The 18,103-nt window shown below is 63.2% G+C and carries 9 protein-coding genes; all 9 read left to right on the forward strand.

Features of this window, described 5'->3' with window-relative positions; genetic code table 11:
- The first annotated feature begins 138 nt into the window (after positions 1-138).
- The 9 genes from JMA46_RS06095 (at position 139) to JMA46_RS06135 (ending at position 18,097) form a co-directional block, all read left to right on the forward strand.
- Positions 139-6,243: an Ig-like domain-containing protein gene (locus tag JMA46_RS06095; protein ID WP_207344442.1), complete on the forward strand. Its 6,105-nt coding sequence runs from the start codon at positions 139-141 to the stop codon at positions 6,241-6,243.
- 263 nt (positions 6,244-6,506) lie between these two features.
- Positions 6,507-7,478 (forward strand): MoxR family ATPase, encoded by a 972-nt coding sequence (locus JMA46_RS06100; protein ID WP_207344443.1) that lies wholly within the window; start codon positions 6,507-6,509, stop codon positions 7,476-7,478.
- A gap of 58 nt (positions 7,479-7,536) precedes the next feature.
- Positions 7,537-8,868 (forward strand): DUF58 domain-containing protein, encoded by a 1,332-nt coding sequence (locus JMA46_RS06105; protein ID WP_207344444.1) that lies wholly within the window; start codon positions 7,537-7,539, stop codon positions 8,866-8,868.
- Entirely contained in the window at positions 8,865-11,363 is a 2,499-nt protein-coding gene (locus JMA46_RS06110) for a transglutaminaseTgpA domain-containing protein (RefSeq protein WP_210768598.1), read from the forward strand. The genes JMA46_RS06105 and JMA46_RS06110 overlap by 4 nt, the downstream gene beginning before the upstream one ends.
- A gap of 16 nt (positions 11,364-11,379) precedes the next feature.
- Entirely contained in the window at positions 11,380-12,831 is a 1,452-nt protein-coding gene (locus tag JMA46_RS06115; protein WP_207344445.1) for an RDD family protein, read from the forward strand.
- A 77-nt stretch (positions 12,832-12,908) separates the two neighbouring features.
- Positions 12,909-13,145, forward strand: coding sequence for an FHA domain-containing protein (locus JMA46_RS06120; protein ID WP_207344446.1), 237 nt, complete (start codon positions 12,909-12,911; stop codon positions 13,143-13,145).
- Complete coding sequence (locus JMA46_RS06125) at positions 13,142-14,182, forward strand: protein phosphatase 2C domain-containing protein (protein WP_348770073.1); 1,041 nt, start codon at positions 13,142-13,144, stop codon at positions 14,180-14,182. Before JMA46_RS06120 ends, JMA46_RS06125 begins: the two co-directional genes overlap by 4 nt.
- Positions 14,175-16,316 (forward strand): FHA domain-containing protein, encoded by a 2,142-nt coding sequence (locus JMA46_RS17605; RefSeq protein ID WP_207344447.1) that lies wholly within the window; start codon positions 14,175-14,177, stop codon positions 16,314-16,316. The genes JMA46_RS06125 and JMA46_RS17605 overlap by 8 nt, the downstream gene beginning before the upstream one ends.
- On the forward strand, positions 16,313-18,097 hold the full coding sequence (locus tag JMA46_RS06135; RefSeq protein ID WP_207344448.1) for a protein kinase: 1,785 nt from the start codon (positions 16,313-16,315) through the stop codon (positions 18,095-18,097). The genes JMA46_RS17605 and JMA46_RS06135 overlap by 4 nt, the downstream gene beginning before the upstream one ends.
- The last annotated feature ends 6 nt before the right edge of the window (positions 18,098-18,103 follow it).

The raw sequence follows: 18,103 nt of genomic DNA on the forward strand, positions 1-18,103 counted from the left end.
TTCGGCAGCATCGGGAAAACTGGCAGTGGCCCAAAGGCCGGATGGTGCACCGTCAGCGCCACACGTCACGCAGCACCACACTTTTTACAAGTTATTTCCAGCCGCTTCCAACCCACCGGCTGAGCTAAGGGTCTTTTCATGGCTTTAAACGTTTTCGCCCACAAGAACACGCGCAAACGATTCCTTTCCGTTTCCGCCGCGGCAGTGATGGGTGCAGCCGTTGTCGCCGGTGCGCTGGTCTATCCCGGCTTCAGCACTGCGGATGTGGACCTGAACGATGGCAGCGTGTGGGTGACGAACCGCAACATCAACATGGTGGGTCACCTCAATGTCCCCTCCAAGGTCCTCGACGGCGGGTTCACCGCCACCACTCAGGGCTTTGACGTGCTGCAGGACGCCGGCACCGTGTTCATGGACAACGACTCCGGCACGCTGCTGAACAACGTGGACGTGCCGGCCATGACCCTGACCCAGGACACCGCTTTGGGCGGGACCAAGGAGCTCTCCCTCGGCAGCGCCATCACCGTGGTTACCGACCCGGCCGCCGGGAAGGTCTGGGCCGTGCCCAACGGCGAGACCAGCTCGTTCGATGAAAAAACCAGTAAGCCCATCCTGGCGAAGATCTCCAACGCACGGGCTGCCGTCGCCCTTTCAACGCACGACGGCGCCAGTGAAGTATTTGTGCTCAACCCCCGCACGGCCTTGCTCACACGGGCTTTGGTGGGCGGGGACGGCAAGGTCGGTGAAGCGAAGGAAGAAGCAGTGGAGGGGCTGCCAGATTCCGGCAAGCTGGCGATGACCGTGGTGGGGGATAAGGCCGTGGTGCTGGACCCTGAGACCGGCACCGTGTTCCTGCCGGGCAACAAGCGCGTGGTGATCCCCGACGCCAAGGGTGCCAGTCTGCAGCAGCGCAGTGACAAGAGCGACTTCGTGGCGCTGGAAACCGGCAAGGCGCTGGTGCTTCAGCCGCTGGACGGCGGGCAGTCAACGAACGTGGATGTCGGTTCGCTGGGCCGGCCCCTTGCACCCGTGCAACAGGGCGGTTGTGTGCACGGCGCTTGGAACGGCTCCAACCAGTACCTCTTCCACTGCCCGGGAGGGGATTCCAAGCCGGTCAGCATCCCCGAGGCCACGGCGGCGTCGGACCTCGTGTTCCGAAAGAACCGCGACGTGGTGGTGCTCAATGACACCGCAGGCGGCGACGTGTGGCTCGTCAACCAAAACCTGATGTTGGTGAACAATTGGGACGACCTCACAGTTGACCAAAAGAATGCCGATAACGCCGACAAGGATTCTTCCGACCCCAACGTGGTGAACACGCTGCCGGACCGCACCAAACCCAACCGCCCACCGCTCGCCGAACCGGACCAGTTTGGCGTACGCGCCGGCAGCACCACGCTGCTGCCCGTGCTTTACAACGACTCCGACCCCGACGGCGATGTGCTGACCGTGCGGGACGGCGCCACTGAGATCAAAGCAGGCACCCTGCAAACCGTCTACGGCGGAACGGGGCTGCAGCTGGTGGTGCCTGCTGGCGCCCCTGCCGGTACGGAATCGTTCAGCTACACTAACGACGACGGCCGCGGCGGCACAGCGACGGGCACCGTGAGCGTGCGCGTGGTCCCTGAAACTGAGAATTCGGGGGCCGTCTCCCTGCGCGCCACCACCATGGTGGTGGCCCAGGGCCAAACCATCAGCCAAAACGTGCTGGCAGACATGATCGACCCCGACGGTGACAATATCTTCCTGGTTGGCGCCACCTCGGCGGAAGAGACGGGACAGGTGAAGTTCACCCCGGACGGGGAGCTGAGCTACACCGACGACGGCTCCTCCAGCGGCCTGCGCACAGTGACCATCAAGGTCTCGGACACCCGCGAGATCGTGGAAAAGAAGATCAAGGTCAACGTGCTGCCCGCCGCCGGCGTGCCCCCTGTGGCCAATGCCGACTATGTGCGCGTGGTGGTGGGCCAAAGCACCCTCGTGGAGCCGCTGAAGAACGACCAGGACCCGCTGGGCGGGGAACTGCGCCTGGCCAGCATCGACAAGCCCACCAACGGCACCACCTCACCCATTTCCGACAACGGGACGTTCACGTTCACCTCGGACAGCCTCGGTGCGAGCTATCTGAGCTACCAGGTCACCAACGGGCCGCAGAGCGCCACTGGCCTGATCCGCATTGATGTAGTCCCGTCGCAGGCGGACCTTGCCCCCATCGCCGTGAAGGACATGGCGTTGCTGCCCGTGGTCGGAACGGTCCTGGTGGATGTGCTGGGCAATGACACCGACCCGGCCGGCGGCGTGCTCGTGGTGCGCGGCGTCGACGTGCCCGACGATGCAGGAGTCTCAGTGACCGTGCTGGAACACAACGTGGTGAAGATTACCGATATCCGCAACCCCGGCCTCCCTGTCACCATCGGCTACACGGTCTCCAACGGCCAGGGCACATCCAAGGGTGCCATCGCCGTCGTGCGTATCCCCTCCGCGTCCACGCTGCAGCCACCCGTGGCACGCCCCGATGTGGCCGATGTCCGTGCCGGGGACGTGGTGCGCATCCCGGTACTCGCCAATGACTTCGATCCCAACGGTGAAACGCTCAAGCACCCGGAGATCACGGACGCCCCTGCCGCCGAGAGCGGCAAGCTGTGGGTGGATCAAAACTCGCTGCGCTTCCTTGCCGGTGAAACCCCCGGAGCGGTGACAGCCATCTACAAGGTCACGAACAACTCCGGGCAGTCGGACTCGGCGTCGGTGAGCATCAACATCATTGCCGCCGACCTGGAGCGCAACCTGCCCCCGGCTCCTAAGAATGTCCAAGGCAGGGTCATTGCCGGCGGTCAGGCGAAGATCCAGATCCCGTTGGACGGGATTGACCCGGACGGCGATTCCGTTCAGCTGGCTGGCATTGACATTGCCCCCACCCTGGGCACGGCGGTGGCAGGCAAGGGCTTCATTGTGTACACGGCTGCTGGTAGCTCCGCTGGGACCGACAAATTCACCTACAAGGTCAGAGACCGTCTGGGCGCCGAAGCCGTCGGCACCGTGGAAGTGGGTATTGCCCCGCAAGACTCCAGCAATCGCCCACCGGTGGCCGCCGACGACTTCATCTCCATGCGCCCGGGCCGTCAGGTGGCCCTGGACGTGGTGCTCAATGACACCGACCCCGATGCCGATGCGCTGTTTGTGCTCAAGGATGGCTTCAACGGCCCTGAAGAGATGGCCCCGTCCGTGACGGAGCTGGGACGCGTGCTGCTGACAAGCCCCGCAGCCCCCGGCATCGCCACCATGGGGTACACGGTTGGCGATCCAACAGGAGCCACGTCAACGGCGAACATCCGTATGACGGTCACCCCCGACGCCCCGCTGCGCGCACCCATCGCCCGCGATGACGAAGTCACCGTGGCGGAAGCGCAGGGCAAGAACACCGTCGATGTGCCGGTGCTGAAGAACGACGAGGACCCCGACGGTGTTGCCGAGCAACTCAAGGTGACGTTGACCCTGCCAAACCCCAATGCCTCCGTGAATTCCGACGGCACACTTCGCGTCACGCTGACTGCACAGCCCCAGATGGTGCCATACACGGTCACCGACCAGGACAAGCTTTCCTCCACCGCCATTGTGTGGGTGCCCGGTTTGGATGCCCAGTACCCGGTGTTGGCCAGCAACGACGTCATCAAGGTTCAGGCGGGGGAATCCGCAATCGCCAAACTGTCCGAGTACGTGAAGGTGCGCCCCGGCCGGACCCCGCGGATCACCGTGGCAGAGAAGGTGAAGATGATCGGCGCTGACACCGGCAATGCTGTCACGGCCGACGGCACCGGACTGAAATACGCTGCCAAGCTCGACTTTTACGGACCCGGATCCATGACCTTCGAGGTCACCGACGGCACCGGTCCCGATGATCCCGCGGGCCTGAAATCTACGCTGACCATCATGACCGAGGTGGCCCCGGCCCCTGCGAAGAACCTGGCCCCCAAGCTCCAAGGCACGTCGCTGACCGTGGCACAACTGGAATCCGGCACCGTGAACCTGGCACTGTTGGCCAGCGACCCCGAAAAGGATGCACTGAAGTTTGCCCTTTCCGGCGACGTGCCTGCAGGACTCTCCATCAAGCTCGATGGCAGCACGCTCACCGTGGAAGCGGGAAAGAATGCTGCGCTCGGTTCGGTCGCCACCTTGGGTATTTCGGTGGACGACGGGCACAACCCGCCAGTGGCGGCGGCGGTGAGCGTGAGCGTGACGTCCTCGACGAAGCCCAAGGCAGTGGCGAATGACGACTCCGTCCCGGACGCCCACGCCGGCCGTCTTGAAACGGTGCCTGTGCTGGCCAATGACGTCAACCCCTTCCCTGAAACTCCCTTGAAGGTGCTCGACGCCAAGCTGACAACAGGTGCGCCCAGCACCCAAGTGGCCGTGGCGGGGGACAAGGTCACGGTTCAGGCGCCGGAAGACTTCACCGGAAACGTGGTGGTCAGCTATACGGTGGCTGATAAAACCGGCGACAAGGCACGTGAGGTCACCGGTCTCATCACCTTGAACGTGAAGGGCAAGCCGGCGGTTCCTGCGGTTGCACTGGTCCAGGAAGTCAAGAGCAAGTCTGTGCTGTTAAAGTGGAGCACGCCCGTTGACAACGGTTCGCCGCTGACGGGCTACACGGTCAAGCGTAGCGACGGGGTGAGTCAGGAATGTGCCACGAACACCTGCCTGATCACGGGTCTGGAGAACGCGAAACCCTACACGTTCAGCGTGAGTGCGAAGAATGCCGTGGGGGAGTCCGCGTTCTCCAAACCATCCGCCCCGGCTACTCCTGATCAGCAGCCGGACAAGCCAGCGGCGCCGATCGTTGTTCGCGGCGACACGCAACTCGATGTCAGTTGGACTACGCCCGTGGGCGAGTACTCGGCCGTCAAGTCATTCAACGTTGAGATCTCGCCGGTGCCTGCTGGCCAGAATCCGCAGCGGACCGGTGTCAAAGGCAACCAGCTCACGTGGAAGGGATTGACGAACGGGACCGAGTACACCTTCCGTGTGCAGGCCGTCAACAGTGCACCGAAACCGTCGGCGTGGAGCGAATATGCCTCCAAGCCTGTCAAACCTGCCGGCAAGCCGTTTGCCCCGGCCGCACCCGCAACCGCGTTGCTGGACACTGTTGGCAGCCAGAACCAAGTGCGGGTCGATTGGAATGCACCCAACCTCAACGGCGGTGAGTTGAAGGACTACACGCTGACCACGTACCTGGATGGTGCGGCTCAAAAGTCCACGAAAACCACGAACCTCAGTGCCACCGTCAGCTTGCCCAACGGAACCGGAAGCTATAGTTTCCGCGTCGTGGCCGCAACTGAAGTGTCGGCGTCGGACGCCAGCGCCCCGTCAGCCGGAAGGCGTTCGGTGAGTAAACCGGGAACAGTGGGGACACCCAGCATTGCCGCTGCCAACACGGGGGCAGCCGGGGGTGGCGTCACCGTAAAATTCACCCCGCTCAGCGGTGCCGCGATGGGCGGTTCCACTGCGGGGGAGATCAGCTACTTTGCCAACGTGACGCCCGGGGGATCCAATATTGCCATTGTGCCCGGCGGAACCGTGCCGGCCACCAACGGCAGCAACACCACGGTGACGATCTATGCAAAGTCAACCGCTTTTGCAGCGGCAGGGAATGCTTCCACCCCATCCGGCGGCGTGATGCCCCATGGTGCTCCGGGCACGGCAGGGCTCAGCGGGACCAACGGAGAGGCAGACAGCCAGTCCGTCCGCTATGCCTGGAGCATCCCCGGCGGGGCCGTGGACGCGGTGCGGGTGGAGGTTCGCATCAACGGTGGGGCGTGGTCCGCCAAGACCAGTAACGGCAGCGCTTCCTTCAACACTGGAGGCTTCAGTACCGCGGCCACGATTGAGGCGAGGTCGGTGAACTCCATCGGCAGCTTTGGTCCGGTGCAAACGGTCAAGCCGAAGAGCGGGGCCAAAACTCCGCCGAAGCCAACTTCCTGGACCATTGAAGTGTCACCACAGAGCTGTTTGGAGAAGGCTGCGGGCGCCGGTGACCACTTCACGCCCGGCAGCCCTGCCACCTGCACGTCGCAGTGGCTACAGGCCAACACCCCGGTGCAGGTCAACTGCTATCAGTACTGGGGCGGTAGGGATAACAGTCACAAGTGGTACCACATCACCACGCCCGGCTACAGCACCTGGCAGTTCGTGAAGGCCTTGTCCACCAACTTGACAGCCGCGCCAGGTATGCCGGAGTGCTAGCGCCGCGGTGGCAGGGCGTGTCGGGATTACTCGGGGTCGATTCGGTGATGACGGGGCCAACTGGCCAGGGAGGCGTATCTTCTCGGCCAGCACGCAAGGTGGCCCCTGCATCGCCGAGAGCGGCGTATCTTTGAGCCGTTCTCCCCGGGAGCGGACCCCTAACGCCGGACCCCTAATAGCGAGTAACACCAATTAATGGATAAACTAATTCAGGTTTTTGCGCGAGTAATGCACGAATTCACAAAATTGAAAGAGGATGAACTATGTCCATGACGCCGGAACAGGCTACGTGGTTTGCAGGAACGTTTGAGAAGTTGGTGGCCAACGTGGGCCAGGCGATTCTGGGCAAGTCCCACGTCATCAGCCTGACCCTTGCAGCCATGCTCGCCGAAGGCCACGTTTTGTTTGAGGACGCACCGGGCACGGGTAAGACCATGCTGGCCAGGGCCCTTTCGGCGACGGTCAAGGGCACCAACTCGCGCATCCAGTTCACCCCCGACCTGCTGCCCTCCGGCGTCACCGGCGTCATGATCTACGACCAGAAATCCCAGGAATTCGAATTCCACAAGGGACCCATCTTCGCCACCATCGTTTTGGCTGATGAAATCAACCGTGCCTCACCCAAGACCCAATCAGCACTGCTGGAAGTCATGGAAGAGTCCCGCGTGACCATGGATGGCACCACCTATGAGACGGGCCGTCCGTTCATGGTGCTCGCCACCCAGAACCCCATTGAGCAGGCTGGCACCTACCGTCTGCCGGAAGCACAGCTCGACCGCTTCCTGGTCAAAACATCCATTGGCTACCCGGACCACGCCTCCACTGTGCAGTTGCTTTCCGGCGCCAGCCAACGCGACCGGACTTCAACGCTGCAGGCAATCATCACACCCCAGGCCGTGTCGGAAATGGCTGATTTGGCCGCCACCACCCATACCGATGCCGCGGTGCTGGAATATATTTCGCGCCTGTGTGAAGAAACGCGCACCGCACCGGAAACCCGTTTGGGTGTTTCCGTCCGTGGTGCCATCGCCATGGTGCGCATCGCCAAGGTGTGGGCTGCAGCCAAGGGCCGCAACTACGTCCTGCCTGACGACGTGAAGGAACTCGCACCCTACGTGTGGACGCACCGCTTCGTCATGGACCCGGAAGCTGAATTCGCCGGGGCCACCCCCGAGGTGGTGCTGGCACGCGTCATGGCCGAAGTGGCCGCACCGCAACAGCGTGCCTCTGTCTAATATTCCAGCACGCAGCCACTTAGCAACACGGTTCAGCACATTCAGTCAAAGGTTTAAGATGAGCATCAAATCCAGCGCAGGAAAGGTCGGGAATATCCTCTCCGGGCCGTTCCACAGCGAAGGAAAGCCCACCCGCCTGCACCCAGCATCGCTGTGGCGTGAAGCGGTCGCGGTCGCCAAAATTTATGTGGCGCCCGTGTGGGCCAAAGCCACTACCTGGTACGGGCGCTACATTGCCCCAGCCTTGGCTACCATCAGCACTCTGGGCTACGTGGTCCTTGGTGCGGCTGTGGTGTTGTGGATCCTTGGCGGCGTTTTTGGTTGGCAGGAAGCGAAGGTGGCGGGCCTGTTGGCCGTGGTGCTGCTGCTCATTGCCATCGCGTTCATCCTGGGCAAGTCCATGTACGCGGTGAAACTTGATCTGGCCCGCACCCGTGTTGCCGTGGGGGACAACGCCGTGGGCAGCATCGCCGTGGCCAATACCTCTGCCCGCACGGTGCTGCCAGCCGCCCTGGAACTTCCCGTGGGCCAGGCTACTGCACTGTTCCACCTGCCGCGAATGAAGGCGGGCGAAGTTCACGAGGACTTGTTCACGATTCCTACCACCCGCCGCGCCGTCATCACTGTGGGCCCCGTTCGGTCAGTGCGGGCGGACCCTTTGCAATTGCTGCGCCGCCAACTGGTGTGGACAGACCCCACGGACCTGTATGTGCACCCGCGCACCACCTCCCTCGCCGGTCCTGCTGCCGGGTTCTTGAAAGACCTTGAAGGCCTCACCACGAGGGACCTGTCAAGCTCGGACATTGCCTTCCACGCGCTGCGCGACTACGTTCCCGGGGACGACCGCCGCCATATTCACTGGAAAACCACGGCCCGTACCGGCAAGCTCATGGTGCGCCAGTTTGAGGAGACGCGCCGCTCACACATGGCCGTCGCCCTGTCCGTCAACACGGATGAATACGAGCACGACGACGATTTCGAGTTGGCAATTTCGGCTGCCGCGTCGCTGGGCCGCCAGGCCATCAAGGAGAACCGCGAGCTCAGCGTGCTGACCCAGCGTGGGCCCATGCATTGCGAAACGGGAAAAAACCTCCTCGACGACATGACACGATTGCAGGGATTCAACCGTCGTGGCACCTCCGTGGACTTGGCCCGCACCCTCTCTGATGCCGTGCCCAACGCCTCCGTGGTGTTCCTTGTGGTCGGTTCGAAGGTGACTCCCGCGCAGCTGCGCAGTGCAGCAGCCTCGGTGCCGCCGGGTGTTCGTGCGTTTGCGGTGCGTTGCTACACGGGTGCGCGAGCAGCGCGCGCCAACATTGCTGATCTCACCGTCCTGACCCTGGGCGACCTTGATGATCTGTCCATCCTTTTGAGAAAGGCTGTCGCATGAGCGCGCCCCAGAGCGCGGCAGCGCAGCCCCAAGGCAAGCAGCCTCACGAAAAACGTGGCGCTGCCTTGCTCCGTCCTTCAGCGTTCCGTGGCAGCCGCCTGTGGTGGCATTTCCTCCTCGACGCAGCCGTGCTGGCAGTGTTGCTGGGCATTGGCGTGCTCGGTTTTGGGCCGACGTTTGGCCACGATCCCCTCTACCTGCTGGCCGGTTTTGGCGCCATTATGCTGGGCCTTGGTGTAGCGGCTCTGGGCGCGCACTGGCGGCTGGGCCTTATCACCATGGTGGGGTTGGCCTTCGTCGTTTACATGGTCTTTGGCAGTGCCTTGGCCGCTTCCCACGAAGCCATCCTCGGCTTTATCCCCAGCCTGTCCTCTTTGCGCGGCTTGCTGCTGGGCATCATGCTGTCGTGGAAGCAACTGCTGACACTCGCGGCCCCGGTGGGCACAAGCGTTGATGTCATGGTGGTCCCGTACCTTTCAGCCTTTGTGGCTGCTGTAGTTGCCGGCACTTTGGCGTGGCGGCTTCGCAACGCCTACTGGGCCATCATCCCGGTGCTGGTTTTGTTCATCACCGCCATCCTCTTTGGCACGGCCCAAGTGTTCCTGCCGGTGCTGCGCGGTTCGCTGCTGGCCATCGTGGCCATCGTGTGGCTGGCCTACCGGCATGAACTGCTGCGCCGTGAAATGGCAGGCGCCATTTCAGCCAACCAGCAGGTCCAGGACAAGGACAGTGCCAGGACCTCTTTCTTGCGAAGCGTCGGCATGGCTGCCGGTGTCATCCTGGTGGCAGGGGCAGTCACCATGGTGGCGGCCCCCGTCCTGACTACAAGCACCAGCCGCGAGGTGCTGCGCGACGCCGTGATCCCGCCGCCGGACCTGCATCAGCTGCCCTCTCCGCTGACGAAGTTCCGCGACTACGTGAAGAATGAAAAGGACACTGTCCTGTTTGATGTTGCCGGCCTGCCCAAGAATGGCCGTGTCCGCGTGGCCGCAATGGACAACTACGACGGCGTCGTGTTCAACGTGGACCCCAACAGCTCCGCCTCCTTTGCCCCCATTGGTGACCCCACGTCGCTGAACCAGAGCGGACAGGGGACCGGGTCCGACGTCGACCTTGTCATTGACGGCTACACGGGAGTCTGGATTCCCAGCCTCCTGGTGGCCCACAGCCTGCGTTATGAAAGCGCACAAGGCAAGACCCCGACGCTGTACCTGAACAAGGAATCCGGCACCGCGCTGAATCTTGAAGGCGTGGCCAAGGGCGATTCGTACACCATGGACGTGGAGTTCCCCCAAGTCGACGGCAACAAACTGGCCGGATCCGACTTTGGCTCAGTGCGCCTGCCCAAGCTGGAGAACGTGCCGCAGGTTGTTGCCACCAAAGCCAACGAAATCGTGGGTGAAGCTGACACTCCGCTGAAGAAGGTGCAGGCGCTGGAGGGTGCACTGCAACGCGAAGGCAAGTTCAGCAACGGCCTTGAGGGGCAGACCCCGTCCAACTCCGGACACAGTGCCGCACGCATCACGAAGCTCCTCAGCGGTAAGGAAATGGTGGGTGACGACGAGCAGTACGCCGCCGCGATGGTGCTGATGGCCCGCCACCTGGGGATTCCCGCACGTGTGGTCATGGGTTTCTACCTTGATGAGAAGGACCCGCTCAACGGTGCCCAGAGCGCCAAGATCAAGGGTTCGGACGTTCATGCCTGGGTTGAAGTGAACTTTTCCGGACTCGGTTGGGTGCCTTTTTCCCCGACCCCTGACAAAGACCATGTGCCGAACCCGCCAGAGCCGCAAAACGCATCCAAGCCCAAGCCGCAGGTTCTGCAGCCGCCACCCCCGCCGCAGGAAGCGGCTGAACTGCCACCGGACAGCGCCCCTGACGCGCTCGACACGGATGGCAAAAAGGACCAGCAGGCCGGCATCTTCGGCATGATCTTGATGATTGCGGCAGTGGCAGCCATTCCCATTCTCATCATCGCGCTGCCGCTGATCCTGGTTGTGGTGCTCAAGACACGCCGCCGGAAGAAACGCCACACCACCGGCTTGCCCAGCGACAGGGTGGGCGGTGGCTGGTCCGAGGTGCTCAGCCTGGCCACGGACCTTGGTGCCGGGATCGACGGAAATGGGACCCGGCGCGAGACTGCCGTTTCGCTTTACAGCGCGTTCCCGGAAAGTCAGGGAACGACGGCGTTGCTGGCCGAGCGCGCCGACGCCGCCATCTTCGGGCCGGGCCAGCCCAGTGAAGAAGAAGTGGTCAGTTATTGGCAAAATGTGGATGAATCCGTCAAGGGCATGACCGAGTCGGTAGGATTCTGGAAGCGGCAGCGGGCAAAGTTCTCCCCGAGGTCTCTGCTGGCAGATGTGAAGTCGAGTGCCCGGAGCAAGGCGCGTGAGCGCAGTTTGCAAGCTGGCGACCAGGCGAACAGCAATGCAGGCAACGGTCAGGGCTGGACGGCGAAACGCAGCCCACTGGCCCGGTTGATGAAGAAGTCCTAAGAAGGGTACGAAACAAATGGCGCAAAAAGTGGCGGATCCCTGCCGGAATTGCGGGGCAGTGCTTGCACACGGTGCTGCCTTCTGCACCCTGTGCGGGACCACGGTGACAAACCGCGCCGCCACGCCTGCCGGAGCGTCGGTTCCGTTGGGCAGCCCAGCGCCGTTGGGTGGCCCGGATGGCAGCGCTGTGGGCACCTCGGCCGGGTTTGCCGGCGGTGGCGCCGACGGCCATGCCCACCAGCCCTTTGCCACGTCGATGCCGGGCATTGTTCCTGTGGGGACCTCGTCCAACCACCCTTTGGTGGCGCCGCGCCAGATGGGTGTGGACCCGAGGATCGCTGCCGCTACGGCACTGGTTCCGGGAGGTGCGGGACGCCGCCTTGCAGCCAAGCTCATCGACGGGATCCTGCCCGCCATTTTGGTGGGGGTGGCTGCTGGCATTGGCGCAAGCCTCATCAAGGTCACCCAAGCGGGGAGCTACGCCCAAGTGGATCTCACGTGGTTGATGATCCTGCTAAGCATTGCCAGTGTGCTGTCACTGGGCTACGGTATTTGGTTGTGGCTGTGGGAGGCAAAGTCGGGCAAGACCCTTGGCAATCTCATGCTGGGACTGCGCACCACCAACATGGAAGGCCACCCGGCCGGAGTGCTGGCCATCTTCCTGCGCCTGTTGATTATTGGTGTCAGTTCCATTGTTCCCACCATCGGCCCCTTGCTGGTGATCATCTCCAACACGTGGGATTCGAACGGCAAGAAGCAGGGCTGGCACGACAAGGTGGCCCACACACTCGTCTTCAATGTGAAAACCGGCCGCGATCCCCTCGAAACTGGTGGTATAGCTGAACGGGCCAACTTTGTGCCAGCAGAGGTTCCGACCATTTCCGAGGTGAGGTCGCCGCTCGCCCGTCCAACGCCGAGCAGTCCAACACCGAGCAGCCACGTTCAGGGCAGTCCAGTTCAGAACGGTCCGGCGCAGGAGTCGGCGGGCTTCGCCGCTCCGGCTCCACGGCCAGCACGTCGCAGGGGACGCAAAAAGCAAAATGCCGTGGATCCTTTGCTCCGCCTGCCGTGCAGTTCCACGGGCAGCAAAACCAGCAGTTCCAACAGAATCAGCCACAGCAGCAGAACCAGCCAATCCAGCAGCCCCGACCAGAGCAAACACTCCGGCCCGGCCAGTCCTTCGAAGGCCAGCCAAGGCAGACGTTGCGGCCTGGACAGACGTTCCCCACGCAGCCGCTGCAGGAGGATAATCCCTTCGCGCCGCCGTCGACCCCGCAATCTGAGATCCCCGTGGACCAGGGACCCATCACGGCCGTGCCGGGTAGTTCACGTCCTGCGCAGCCTGCCCAGGCGGCACCGGTTCAGCAGGTCCAGCACGTTCAGCCAACATCCAACGCGGCCGATGACGACGACGCCGCGGGGGAGACTCGGATCCGTCCCGTCAACGTTCCGCTGGCCCTGCGCCTGACTTTTGATGATGGGCGTTCTGAGGACATCAGCACCGTGGCCCTGATAGGGCGCAACCCTGCCGGATACGATGGTGAAATGATTTCCCGCCTGATCCGTGTCCACGACTCCAGTCGATCCGTGTCCAAAACACACCTTCATGTGCGCATCAGCACGGAAGGCCTGTGGGTGACGGACCGCAATTCCACCAACGGCAGCTCATTGAGCAGCGCCAGGGGAGGAAACACCCCGTTGGTGGGTGGAACTCCCATGTTGGCCGAAATTGGTTCCCGTGTGCACTTTGGCGACCGCTCGTTTGTGGTGGATCACGCGTGAGCGCGGAAGTGGAACCCACGGGCGAAGACCAGCCGGGCAAAACCTCAACCGGCGTCCGGCTCAGCTTTGGCTTCGGCACTGATCGAGGCCTGCGCCGCGAACTCAACGAGGACTCCTTCATCGCAGCCGACCCGCTCTTTAGCGTCGCCGACGGTATGGGCGGGCACGAGGCAGGCGAGGTTGCCAGCCGCGAGTGCATCGCCGTCTTGAGCAGCCAGCGCGTCCTGAGCTCAGGCTCCCGGGAGGCAACGGCGTCGGACTTGCAGCTTGCACTGCGCCAGGCCGATGCCCGGATCCGTGAGATCACCAACGCCCGCGCCGGCACCACCGTCTCCGGCGTGGTGCTGGTGGAGGAACGCGGCGTGCCGTATTGGCTGGTTTTCAACGTGGGCGACTCGCGCACCTACCGGCTGAGCCAAGGTGTCCTTACCCAGGTCAGTGTGGATCATTCTGAAGTCCAGGAGCTGGTGGACGCGGGCCTGATCACTCCCGACGAGGCGCTGGTTCATCCGCGCCGTCATGTGGTGACGCGTGCATTGGGTGCAGGCTCGGTCACGGAGGCCGACTTTTGGTTGGTGCCGGTGGAAGAGGGGGACCGGATGCTGGTGTGCTCCGACGGGCTCACCGGGGAACTGGGTGAGCGTGAAATTCACCGGGCGCTGAGCACCCTGCGCCACCCCCAGGATGCGGTTGACGCACTCATCCAAGCAGCCCTGCGCTCAGGCGGGCGGGACAACATCACAGCCGTGGTGATCGACGCCAGTAACGTCAACGGCAGCGCGGGGGAGGAAACCCTGAACAACGGCTCATCGGCTGAATCGGTTGACGTAGACACCCTGCCGCGTGTGCTGACAGTGGAGGAAACTATTACTGCGGAGCCAGCCGGGCCTGTTGCCAGCGAGGTTCTTGAGAGCATCCCCGACTCCGTCCGCAACCCCTCCGGCAGCGCTCTTGAAGGCTCCAATCCCACGTCCGTTCCACAAGCTGCCGAGCCCGATGCGCCCGCAGCCCCTCTGCACCAGGAGAATCATGGTTAGTACCACCTACAGAACAGGTTCCTGGCTGGGAATTGTCCGCAACGGATCGGTCATTGTCCTTCACGGGCAGACCGACCCGGCCATTGTTTCCCACCTCTGGGAGTTCCTTGCGCACCAGCCCACCATCCATGGCGTGCTGAACGAGGTCACGGAGAAATTCGGCACCGGGCTCACCGGGTTGCCCGACTTCGCCATCGTGGTCCAAAGCGACCGCCTGCATGCCATTCTGCGTGGAGACATCACCTTGTTGGCGTACACCGGGGACGCCGAGGACGTGGTCTCCGGCCGCGACGTCACCACTTGGAGCGAACGCTCACTGGTGCTGCCCAACTCCTTCGTGCTGACCATGGCCGAGCCCGGCAACATCGGCGGACCCCTGGTGCTCCCGATCGGCGAGGCCGTGGTGCCCCTGCAGTCGCTGAACATGCACCTCACCGGCCCCTCCGCATTTTCCATGCACGACGGCGGATTGGTCACGTCCGCGCCAGTCGAGGCTGCCGCTGAACAAGCTGTAGACAACGGCGATGCTACGGACGAGGCTCTTTCCCTGCAAAAGGAACTGGAACGGGAACTGGAACCGGTGCCGGGACGGGAACTGGAGGCGGAACAGGAGCCGCTGGAGCACGAACACGTTGGTGCAGATCCGGTTAGCGAGGAACAGGGCAGCGAAACACAGGCAGCTGCGGCAGAACAAGCCTCGGAGCACGAATCTGGGCACGAATCTGCTGGTTTTGCCATGACCGCCGAGGCTGCGAACGCGGAATGGACGGCGCAACTGGCTCCTGTGCATGTACCGGACAGTGCCGAAGCGGACCTGAACCGCACCATCCGCCCAGAGCACGAGAAAGACACAGAGCAGGAGAAAGACACGGAGCAGGGGGAAGACCGGGAGCGGGGAGAGGATGGGGAACTGTCAGCTTCGGAGGTTCCGGTCGAGCTGGCATCCGAGGAAGCAGCACCTAAGGACGAAGCGCCCGGGGTTCAGACTCCAGGGGATTCAACACCTGACACGTCCGCGGTAGCGGCGGAGGAAGCTCCCGACGACGGATTCACCACCAACTACGACTACCTTTTTGGCGCCACCGTCGCTAAAAGTGTTGAAGACGCTGCGGTGCGCCTCGATGAAGACGGCCAGCCGATGGAGGAGAATGCCGGGCCCGCCATGCCTCCGCTGCCTCCCCAGCCCCCCGTTGCCGGGAACGGTTCAGAAGATTCCGGCGCACCCGGGAATGCTGCGCAGCCCGGTGCTCAGGATGCCGCTGCGAAGGTGGACGGGTCACAGGCTGTGGGTTCATCTGCTGGCTCTGCGGCTGGTGGCTCTTCGGCCATCGGCTCCGTGCCCGGGGTGCGGAACCTCGGGCCTTCCAGCTGGCAAAACCAGGCATCCGCTGACCGTGCCCAAGGCGCGGAGAATGCAGGACTGTTGATCGACTCAGTTCCGTGGCGCAATGGGGCTTCAGCCGCCACGCCTGCCGCACCAACTGCACCTGCTGCCTCCGCCGAACCTAACCTCGCCGCCGCACCGACTGCGCCTCCCGCAGCGACCGCGGAACCGCACTCACCCAGCGACCAACCCTACGACCCGGACCATGATGGTCACACCGTCATGCGTTCTGATGTCACGGGGGCACGGCCGCTGCCTGTCACCGAGACCCTGGAATCACGTCCGCCGAGCGGACCCATGGTTTTGGCGCGTCTGTGCCCCAACGGCCATGCCAACCCACCGAGCAGGTCACTTTGCTCGGATTGCGGAATCGGCATCAATTCCGAACCGCGTGAGGTAGGCCGGCCACGGCTGGGTACCATGCATATTTCAAGTGGTGAAGTGATCGAGTTGGACCACTCACTGATCATTGGCCGCCAGCCGTCCGTGTCCCGCGTCATGGGCGGAGCCATGCCCCGCCTGGTACGGGTCACGAGCGGAAACGATGATATTTCGCGCTCGCACGTGGAAGTTCGCCTGGACGGTTGGGATGTGCTGCTGGTGGATCTCAAAGCCACCAACGGCACAGTCCTGGTCCGCGAGGGCCAGTCCCCGCGCCGGCTCAGCCAGGGTGAGGAAGCTATTTTGCTCAATGGAGACATTGCCGAACTGGGCGACGGTGTTTCGCTGCTCTTCGACGGCCTGCTGTGAGCGTCAAGCGCGCACCAGCGGCACCGCCCCAACTACCGGGTTACAGGTTTGTCTCTGTGCTGGGCTCGGGCGGCTTTTCCGACGTGTACCTGTATGAGCAGGACAGGCCGCGGCGCCGCGTTGCCGTCAAGGTGCTCACTGCGGATCTGAAAACCGAAGGCGCCCGGGCCAGCTTCGAGTCCGAAGCAAACCTCATGGCCCAGTTGTCGGCCCACCCCTACATCGTCACGATTTTCGAAGCCGAGATCACCGACTCCGGGCACTCATACCTGGCCATGGAATACTGTTCCCGGCCGAGCCTTGACATGCAGTACCGGCAGGGCCGTTTCAGCGCCGACAAGGCACTGGAAATTGGCATCCAGGTGGCATCCGCTGTGGAAACAGCACACCGCGCAGGCATTGCGCACCGGGATATCAAACCCGCCAACATTCTTGTCACCGACTATAACCGCCCTGCGTTGACCGACTTCGGCATCTCCGGCACCATGGACTCTGCACAAAAAGACGGCGGCGGCATGTCCATTCCGTGGTCGCCGCCGGAATCCTTTGGTGCTGGTGCCACCGACGGCGTCAAGGTCGATATTTGGGCTTTGGGCGCCACAATCTACACCCTGCTGGCAGGGCACTCACCTTTTGTCATCCCCGGTGCGGACAACTCGCAGCGACAGCTCACGGACAGGATCAGCTCCGCTGCGCTGCCGCGCCTGGGCCGTGCAGATGTTCCGGAAGCGTTGGAACTTGTGCTGGCCACGGCCATGGCCAAGTCGCCCAGTTCCCGCTATGGAACGGCCAAGGACTTCGCCCGTGCACTGATGCGAGTACAGGCCGACCTCAACTTGTCCGTGACCCCCTTTGAAGTGCAGGAAGAGGTTGTTGCCCACGAGGCACGCGAGGATGACGGCAGCGAATCCACCCGGGTGCGCAGCATTGTCTCCATTGATCCGGAGGGCTCTTCAAGTGCGAGCTTCCCGACCCGCCCCGGTTCGGCCGGGATGGGGTCGGGGAAGGTTGGCTCCAGAAAGCCGGGTGCAGGGCATGCTTCCTTCACCTCGCCGCCGCAGGTCAACACCGTTCCAGGGGTTACCGGATCCACATCTGGACTTACCCGCAACGGTCAAACCCTGCCGTCAGAATCCGCTGGCAGCCCGGAGGCAGCCTTCTCGGACACTGCCGGTGGCCCCACCGTTCGTAAAAACTATTCACAGATCGCCTCGCCCACTCAATGGAACGACTCCGCCCCAGGCCGGCAAACTGCACGGGGCCAGGACTTTGTGCTGGATTCCACTGTCCAGCGCAGCGACCTGATCGGGTCCGCCCCGGCCGGCGACACGGCAGCAGAGCCGGATGCGGCGACTCGTGCACCGGCAGGAAGGAAACGCTTGTGGCTGGGACTGGGTTCGGGGCTGGTGCTCGCAGCCGCCATCGTTGTTGGCATTGTGGTTTTTATCACCGTGGGTGCCCCGAACAAGGACGACCCCGCCGCGCAGCAGAGCGTCACGCCGCCGCCCGCGCTGGTCATCGGTGCGGACGTTCCGCCGGTCACCGAGCTCACCGCGACGCCCAAGAACGGCGGTTCTGAATGGTCTTGGACGAACCCTGACCCGCAGGAGGGCGACATATACCTGTGGGCCTCGGTCAGCGCCGTCGATTCGGGCGTGCCCAAGCCGACCACCGACACGAAGGTCTTTGTTGTTAATGGGCCCAACGACCAGTCCTGCATCTCCGTGAACTTGGTGCGTAAGAACGGCCACAAGTCGCCGGAGCTGAAGAAGTGCTCCTAACGATCA

This window comes from Arthrobacter sp. E3 (assembly GCF_017353415.1).
Lineage (GTDB): Bacteria > Actinomycetota > Actinomycetes > Actinomycetales > Micrococcaceae > Specibacter.